Source organism: Kitasatospora sp. NPDC034035, assembly GCF_055575755.1.
This window is the reverse complement of sequence record NZ_JBVISA010000088.1, coordinates 1-6460: the sequence shown is the minus strand read 5'-3', so window position 1 is coordinate 6460 and position 6460 is coordinate 1. Positions and strand designations below refer to the sequence as shown.

Here is a 6460-nt window from a genome sequence, read left to right as displayed (position 1 = left end):
CGCACACCCAACGACTCCACCAGCCGGAACAGCGCCACCTCCAGCGCGAACACCCCGCCCTGCGTGAACAGCGTCTCCCCCAACACCCCCTCCCCGTCCTCGAACAACACCCCCACCGGCAACCCCAACAACCCACACACCTCGTCCAACACCCGCGCAAACACCGGGAACACCCGGTACAAACCCCGCCCCATCCCCGCCCACTGACCACCCTGACCAGAGAACACAAACGCCGACCTACCCGGGGAGGCAGTGCCCGTGACGATTCCGGGTTCTCCGCCGATCAGCGCGTCCAGCCCGGCCGGGTCCGTCAGCACAGCGCGGTGCGGAAACCGGGCCCGCGCGGCCAGGTCCGCGGCCACCTCGGCCGGTGTGACCTCGGGGTGCTCGGCGAGGAACCCGCGCAGCCTACGGGCCTGGTCGCGCAGGGCCGCGTCCGACTTCGCCGACAGCAGCCACGGCACCGGCACCGCGGGCGTGGGCGTGGGCGCGGAAGCGGCAGGGGACCCGGGATCCGAAACGGGATCGTGGGCGGGGGACTCGGGCGACGTCTTCTCGGCCGGGTCCGGGGCCGGTGCCTCCAGGATCACGTGGGCGTTGGTGCCGCTGATGCCGAACGCCGAGATGCCCGCGCGACGCAGGTGGCCGTTGTCGGGCCAGGGCCGGGCCTCGGTGAGCAGCCGGATGTTTCCGGACTCCCAGTCGACGTGGGAAGTCGGCGCGTCGACATGCAGCGTCGGCGGCAACTGCCCGTGCCGCATCGCCATCACCATCTTGATCACACCAGCCACGCCGGCCGCCGCCTGCGTGTGCCCGATGTTCGACTTCACCGACCCCAGCCACAACGGCTCCACCCGGTCCCGGCCGTACGCCGCCAGCAGCGCCTGCGCCTCGATGGGATCACCGAGCGTCGTCCCCGTACCGTGCGCCTCCACCACGTCCACCTCGGACGCCTCCAACCCGGCGTTCGCCAACGCCTGCCGGATCACCCGCTCCTGCGACGGACCATTCGGCGCGGTCAACCCATTGGACGCCCCGTCCTGATTCACCGCCGAACCCCGCACCACCGCCAGCACCTGATGGCCATTGCGACGGGCGTCCGACAACCGCTCCAGCAGCACCAACCCCGCGCCCTCACCCCACGCCGTACCATCGGCAGCCTCGGCAAACGCCTTCACCCTGCCGTCGGCCGCCAGCCCCCGCTGGCGGGAGAACTCGACGAACCCCGCCGGTGTCGCCATGACCGTCACACCACCGGCCAGGGCCAGTGAGCACTCCCCCGAGCGCAGCGCCTGCGCCGCCAGATGGATCGCCACCAGCGACGACGAACACGCCGTGTCCACCGACAACGCCGGACCCTCCAGCCCCAGCAGATACGACACCCGCCCCGAGGTCACACTCGTCGCCGTGCCCGTCGAGAGGTAGCCCTCCAGGTCGGGCGGCTGTGCCCCGGCTCCATAGCCCGAGGACCAGATGCCGGTGAAGACGCCCGTCTGACTGCCCCGCAACGACGTCGGATCGATCCCCGCGTCCTCGAACGTCTCCCACACCGTCTCCAGCAGCACCCGCTGCTGCGGATCCATCGCCAACGCCTCACGCGGCGAAATCCCGAAGAACGCGGCATCGAAGCCACCCGCATCCCCCAGAAAACCACCCGACCGCGTGTACGACGTCCCCGGACCACCGGCCGGATCATAGATGCGACCCACATCCCACCCACGATCCGATGGGAACTCCCCCACCGCGTCCACCCCACCCGCCACCAAATCCCACAACTCCCGCGCCGACCCCACGCCACCCGGATAACGGGCCCCCAACCCCACCACCACCACCGGATCATCCGACACCGGAACACCGACCGGCACGGGTGAGGCAGGGGCCTGGCGCCGGGCGCCGACCAGGACGTCCCGCAGGTGGCCGGCCAGCGCGTCGGGGGTCGGGTAGTCGAAGACCATCGTCGCGCGCAGCCGTACCCCGGCGGCCGCGGACAGGCGGTTGCGCAGTTCCACCGCGGTGAGCGAGTCGAAGCCCAGGTCCTTGAAGGCCCGCTCGGCGCTGACGGCCGAGGTGTCGGTGTGGCCGAGGACCACGGCCGTCTGGCCGGTGACCAGTTCCAGGACGCGGCTGTGCTGCTCGGCCTCGGGCAGGGCCGCCAGTTCCCTGCCCAGGGTCGGCCGGTCCGTGCGCCGGGCGGGCCTGGTACGGGTGAGGCGGCTGAGCAGGGGGCGGGTGGACGCCGCCGACAGGTCGAGGTGTGCGGGGACCAGCACGGGATCGGCGGCGCCCAGGGCCAGGTCGAACAGTGCCAGCGCCTGGTCCGTGGGCATCGGCAGCACGCCGGTGCGGGCGAGGCGCTTGAGGTCGGTGTCGGTGAGGTGTTCGGTCAGCCCGCTGGCCTCGGCCCACTGTCCCCAGGCCAGCGACACGCCCCGCAGACCCAGGGCACGCCGGTGCACGGCGAGGGCGTCCAGGAAGGCGTTCGCGGCGGCATAGTTCGCCTGGCCCGGGCCGCCCAGCACACCGGCGGCGGACGAGAAGAGCACGAACGCGCTCAGGCCGAGGTCCTTCGTCAGCTCGTGCAGGTGCCAGGCGGCGTCGGCCTTGGGCCGCAGTACCTGGTCGATCCGGCCGGGCGTGAGGGATTCGACGACGCCGTCGTCGAGCACGCCGGCCGCGTGCACGACCGCGGTCAGCGGGTGCGCGGCCGGGATCGAGTCCAGTACGGCCGCCAGCGCGTCCCGGTCGGCCGCGTCGCAGGCCACCACCTCGGCGTCGAAGTCCACCTCCGCCGCGGTCCTGCTGAGCAGGAGCAGGTGCCGGATGCCGTGCCGGTCGCGCAGGTGCCGGGCGACGAGGCGGCCCAGTGTTCCGGTGCCTCCGGTGATCAGCACGGTACCGTTCGGGTCGAGCGGGCCGGGTGCCGGGGCCGCTTCGGCCCGTACCAGGCGGGCGGCGTGGGCGGCGCCGTCGCGGACGACGAGCTGCGGTTCGTCCCCCGCGACGAGGACGCGGTCGTCGGTGTCGACGAGCACGAAGCGGTCGGGGTGTTCCGCCTGGGCCGCGCGGACCAGGCCCCAGACGACGCTGGACGGCAGGTCGACGGGGTCCGGCCCGACCGCCCCACGGGTCACGACGGCCAGCCGGCCGTCCCCGTCGCGCAGGAAGTCCTGGAGCACGCCCAGCGTCTCGGCGGCGACGGTGTGCGCGGCGGCCACGGGGTCTCCCGCCGGGGGCGTCACGTGGTGGACGGCCGGGGGTTCGCCGGTGCTCTCGACGGGCACCCAGTCGAGGCGGAAGAGCTGGTTGGCCCCGGCGCCCGGTATGCCCGGCGGCCGGTGGCGCACGGTCAGCGCGTCGATCACCGCCAGCGGCCCGGATTCGTCGGCGAGCGCGACCCGGAAGGTGTCGGGGCCGGTGGGTGTGAGGCGGACCCGGGCCGTGGAGCCGGCTTTCCGCATCGACACCCCGGCGAAGGAGAACGGCAGGCGGCCGGCCGCCAGCAGGGTCAGCGGCTGGAGTGCGGCGTCGAGCAGCGCGGGGTGGAGACCGAAGCGGTCACGGGTGTCGGTGGGCAGCGCCACCTCGGCATAGAGCTCGTCGCCCTGCCGCCGGATCTCGCGTACGCCCGCGAACACCGGCCCGTACTCGTAGCCCTGGGCGGCGAGGGTGTCGTAGAAGTCGGTCAGGTCGACGGGCTCACCGGCCGGCTGCCAGGGCTCGCCGGTGTCGTACGGGTGGGGGCGGTCGCCGGTCGCCAGCATGCCGGTCGCGTGCCGCAGCCAGGTGCCGCCCGTCCGGGAGTGCACGGTGACGGGACGTCGGCCCGTCTCGTCCGGTGCGCCGACGACGACCTGGACCGGCACGGAACCGTCGTCCGGCAGGATCATGGGAGCTTCCAGCACCAGTTCGTCCAGGACGTCGCAGCCGGCCTGGCGTCCGGCGTGCATGGCGAGTTCGACGAACACGGTGCCGGGCAGAAGCACGGAGCCCAGGACGACGTGGTCGGCCAGCCATGGCCGGGTGGCCGTCGAGAGCCGCCCCGTGAGCAGGACGCTCTGGTCCCCGGCCAGTTCGACGACGGCCCCGAGCAGCGGGTGCCCGGCCGAGTCCAGCCCCGCCGCCGACACGTCGCCCTTCGCGGCGACGGGGGTCAACCAGTACGGCCGGTGCTGGAAAGCGTACGTCGGCAGTGGGACGTGGTGGGGCTCGCCGGGGAAGACCGGAGTCCAGTCGACGGCCATGCCTTGCGTGTGCAGGCGCGCCAGGGCGAGGTGGAATTCCTGCCTGCCGCTGCCGCGGCGCAGCGTGCCGGTCACAACGCCGTCCATCACCGGCACCAGTACGGGGTGCGGGCTGACCTCCACGAACACGCCGTGCCGGTCCTGCGTAAGGGTCTCGACGGCGAGGTCGAAGCGTACGGGTTCGCGGAGGTTGCGGTACCAGTAGTCGGCGTCGAGGGCGGAGGTGTCGATCTCCTCGCCGGTCACCGTCGAGTAGAACGGGATCACCGCCGGGCGCGGTGTGATGCCGGCGAGGTCGGTGAGCAGTTGCTCGCGGATCGCCTCGACCTGGACGGAGTGGGCGGCGTAGTTGACGGGCAGGCGACGGGCGCGGATGCCGTCGGCCTCACAGGCCGCCGGCAACTCGTCCAGCGCGTCCGGATCACCCGACACGACGACCGAACCGGGGGCATTGACCACCGCCACCGTCAGCCGGCCGTCCCAGCGGGCCACGAACTCGGCGGCCTGCTCATGCCCGAGGCCGACCGACACCATCCCACCCTGGTCCGCCAGAGCGACCAGGGCCTTGCTCCGTAACGCCACCACCTTGGCGGCGTCGTCCAACGACAACGCCCCCACCACATACGCCGCCGCGATCTCCCCTTGCGAATGCCCGACAACGGCATCAGGCTCCACACCATGAGCACGCCACAGCTCGGCCAGCGCCACCATCACCGCGAACAGAGCCGGCTGCACCACATCCACCCGCTCCAACGAGCCACCGCCGACCAGCACCTCCACCAACGACCAATCCGTGTACGGCGCCAACGCCACATCACACGCATCGATCGCCTCCCGGAACACCGCCTCCGAGCCGTACAACTCCCCACCCATACCCACCCACTGCGCACCCTGCCCCGGAAACACGAACACCGAACGACCCAGCGAACCGGCCACACCCGTGATGACGCGGGGGTCTCCGTCGGCGAGGGCGGCCAGTTCCGCCATCAGGTCGGTCCGGGTGCTGCCCACCAGGGCCGCCCGGTGGGCGAGCATGGTGCGGGTGGTGGCGAGGGCCCGGCCGATCGCGGCCGGCCGGAGTCCGGGGTGAGCGGTGATGTGGTCCGCGAGCCGTCGGGCCTGGGCGCGGAGGGCATCGTCCGTCTTGCCGGACAGCAGCCACACCGTGGGCTCCACGGAGTCGTCCGCGACGGGTTGTCCGGGGGTTTCCTCCGGGAACTGTTCGATGACGACGTGGGCGTTGGTGCCGCTGGCCCCGAACGCCGAGATGCCCGCGCGGCGGGGACGCCCCGTCTCCGGCCACGGCCGGGCCTCGGTCAGCAGCCGGATGTCACCGGTGTCCCACTCGACATGCGGCGTGGGCTCCTGGACGTGCAGCGTCGGCGGCAGTTCGGCGTGCCGCATCGCCATGACCATCTTGATCACACCAGCCACGCCGGCCGCCGCCTGGGTGTGCCCGATGTTCGACTTCACCGACCCCAGCCACAACGGCTCCACCCGGTCCCGGCCGTAGGTCGCCAGCAGCGCCTGCGCCTCGATGGGATCACCGAGCGTCGTCCCCGTACCGTGCGCCTCCACCACGTCCACCTCGGACGCCTCCAACCCGGCATTCGCCAACGCCTGACGGATGACGCGTTCCTGGGAGTGGCCGTTGGGCGCGGTCAGCCCATTGGACGCCCCGTCCTGATTGACCGCCGAACCCCGCACCACCGCCAGCACCTGATGGCCGTTGCGACGGGCGTCCGACAACCGCTCCAGCAGCACCAACCCCGCGCCCTCACCCCACGCCGTACCGTCAGCCGTCGACGAGAAGGGCTTGCACCGGCCGTCAGGGGCCAGGGCACGCTGGCGGGAGAACTCCGTGAACTGCAGGGGGGTCACGCTCACGGTCACCCCGCCGGCCAGGGCGAGTGTGCACTCCCCCGAGCGCAGTGCCTGCGCGGCGAGGTGGATCGCCATCAGTGACGAGGAGCAGGCGGAGTCGACGGACACGGCCTGGCCCTGGAGGCCCAGCAGGTAGGAGACCCGGCCGGAGGTGATGCTCGGCGAGATGCCGGTGGCGAGGTAGCCCTCGGTGTCGGGCGGTGCCTGGTCGGGGCTGCCGACGTAGCCGGAGGACCAGACGCCGGTGAACACGCCCGTCTGGCTGCCCCGCAACGACGTCGGATCGATCCCCGCATCCTCGAACGTCTCCCACGCGGTCTCCAGCAACACCCGCT

1 protein-coding gene is annotated in these 6460 nt (G+C 72.4%); it reads right to left on the bottom strand.

What is annotated here, in order from left to right; translation table 11 throughout:
* On the bottom strand, positions 1–6460 hold a 6460-nt coding region (locus ACZ52J_RS42560), incomplete at both ends, for an SDR family NAD(P)-dependent oxidoreductase (RefSeq protein ID WP_465626797.1).